At 71.2% G+C, this 2,709-nt stretch carries 1 protein-coding gene; it reads right to left on the bottom strand.

Going from position 1 to position 2,709, the window contains the following annotated elements:
* Positions 1-2,709 (bottom strand): ATP-dependent RNA helicase HrpA (gene hrpA, locus KBX53_RS28855; protein ID WP_210862743.1); only part of this gene is annotated, 2,709 nt, incomplete at both ends.

The raw sequence follows: 2,709 nt of genomic DNA, 5'->3' as shown, positions 1-2,709 counted from the left end.
GTTCCCGCCCAGTGCGCCGCCTCCGCCTCGGCGCGGGAGTCGAACACCCGCACCCCGACCGTGGCGCCCTCGTCCACCAGCGCCGGGTACGCGGTGACCGCGTAGCCGGCCCGGACCTGCTCGATGGTGCGGGGCCGCGTGCCGATGCTCCACTCCCGCAGGCCCGTGCGGGCCACCTCCGGCGCGGCGGCCGCCACCGTTTGGCGTACCTCCTGGCGGAGTTGGCGTTGCAGGGCCGGCAGGTCCTTGCCCTCCGCGACCGGCTTCTCGTCGTCGCCGAGCACCCGGAAGGTCACCCGCAGGTGCGCCGGGAGTTTGCCCGGCTCCCAGGCGTCGCGGGGCACTGTCACCCCGGTCATCCGGCGCAGCTGCCGGGTGAGCGCGTCCAGCAGCGACTCCTCGCCGGGCGTGATCGCCGCCAGGGCGGCCCGGGCGTAGTCCGGCACCGGGACGAAGTTGCGGCGGATCGCCTTCGGCAGCGAGCGGATCAGCGCGATCACCGTCTCCTCGCGCAGCCCCGGCACCTGCCAGTCGAAGCTCTCCGCCGGCACCTGGTTGAGCAGCGGCAGCGGGATGTCCACTGTGACGCCTTCGTCCGGCGTGCCCGGCTCGAACCGGTACGTCAGCGGGAGGCTCACCCCGTCGGTCTTCCACGCGTCCGGGTAGTCGTCCTCGGCCACGCCCGCGCGGCCATCGTTGATCAGCAGGTCGCGGGTGAAGGTGAGCAGGTCGGGTCGCTCGCGGCGGGTCTTCTTCCACCACGAGTCGAAGTGCCGGCCGGAGGAGACGTCGGCCGGGATCCGCTGGTCGTAGAAGCCGAAGATGGTCTCGTCGTCGACCAGGATGTCCCGGCGTCGGGCCCGGCTCTCCAGCTCCTCGATCTCGGCGAGCAGCCGCTTGTTCTCCGCCCAGAACTGGTGGTGGGTCTGCCAGTCACCCTCGACCAGGGCGTGCCTGATGAACAGCTCCCGGCTCAGCGTCGGGTCGATCCGCCCGAAGTTGACCTTGCGGGAGCTGACCAGCGGAACGCCGTACAGGGTGACCTTCTCGTAGGCCATCACCGCGGCCTGCTTCTTCTCCCAGTGCGGCTCGCTGTAGCTGCGCTTGACGAGGTGCTGCGCCAGCGGCTCGACCCACTCCGGCTCGACCCGACCGGCGATGCGGCCCCACAGCCGGGACGTCTCCACCAACTCGGCGGCCATCACCCAGCGCGGCGGCTTCTTGAACAACGCCGATCCGGGGAAGACAGCGAACTTCGCCCCCCGCGCCCCCAGGTACTCGTGTTTCTGGGCGTCCTTGAGGCCGATGTGCGACAGCAGGCCGGGCAGCAGCGACTGGTGCACCTTCGGGGTGTCGATCTCCTCCGGCAGGTCCGCGCCACCACGGCGGGCCCGGCCGGCGTCCGCGTCGGCCGGGGTGTCGCGCGCCGGCCGTCCACCGCGCCGGTCGCCCTCGCCCGGGGTACGCAGCACCTGGCGCAGTTGGCTGACGATGTCCTGCCACTCGCGGATCCGCAGGTAGTTCAGGTACTCCGCCTTGCACATCCGGCGGAAGGCGCTGGAGGACAGCTCGCGCTGTTGCTCGCGCAGGTAACGCCACAGGTTGAGGTAGGCGACGAAGTCCGACTCCTTGTCGGCGAACCGGGCGTGCGCCTGGTCGGCCTGGGCCTGCTTCTCCGCCGGTCGCTCCCGCGGGTCCTGGATGGAGAGCGCGGCGGCGATCACCAGCACCTCGGTGGCGCAGCCGTTGCGCTCGCCCTCGACCACCATCCGGGCCAGTCGCGGGTCGACAGGCAGCTGGGCCAGCCGCCGACCGAGCGCGGTGAGCCGCTTCGCCGGGTCGGCCTCGGTCGGGTCCAACGCGCCCAACTCGTGCAGCAGATTGACACCGTCGGTGATGTTGCGCTTGTCCGGCGGGTCGATGAACGGGAACGCGGCGAGGTCGCCGAGCCCGATCGCTGTCATCTGGAGGATGACCGAGGCCAGGTTGGTCCGCAGGATCTCCGGGTCGGTGAACTCGGGCCGGGACGCGAAGTCCTGCTCGTCGTAGAGGCGGATGCAGATGCCGTCCGACGTACGGCCGCAGCGGCCCTTGCGCTGGTTGGCCGAGGCCTGGGAGATCGGCTCGATCGGCAGCCGCTGCACCTTGAGCCGGCTGGAGTAGCGGGAGATGCGGGCGGTGCCCGGGTCCACCACGTACTTGATGCCGGGCACTGTCAGCGAGGTCTCCGCGACGTTGGTGGCGAGCACCACCCGACGGGAGTTGTGCGCGGCGAAGACCCGGTGCTGCTCGGCGGAGGAGAGCCGCGCGTACAGCGGCAGGATCTCGGTGCCGAGCAGCGTTCGCTTCTTCTGCACCAGCTTGCCCAGCGCGTCGGCGGTGTCCCGGATCTCCCGCTCGCCGCTGAGGAAGACCAGGATGTCGCCGGGGCCCTCGGCGGCCAGTTCCTCGACGGCGTCGCCGATCGCCTGGATCTGGTCGCGGACGTTCTCCTCGTCGGCGTCGCCGTCGTCCTCGCCCTCGGCGAGCTCGACCAGCGGGCGGTAGCGGACCTCGACCGGATAGGTGCGTCCGGAGACCTCGACGACCGGCGCGGGACTGCCCTCGGTGTCAGCGAAGTGCTTGGCGAACCGGTCGGTCTCGATGGTCGCCGAGGTGATGATCACCTTGAGGTCGGGTCGGCGGGGCAGCAGCTCCCGCAGGTACCCG

It is taken from the genome of Micromonospora sp. M51 (assembly GCF_018070305.1).
Classification (GTDB): Bacteria; Actinomycetota; Actinomycetes; order Mycobacteriales; family Micromonosporaceae; genus Micromonospora; species Micromonospora parva.
The sequence above is the reverse complement of the archived record's forward strand: the minus strand, read 5'-3'. Positions and strand labels throughout refer to the sequence as shown.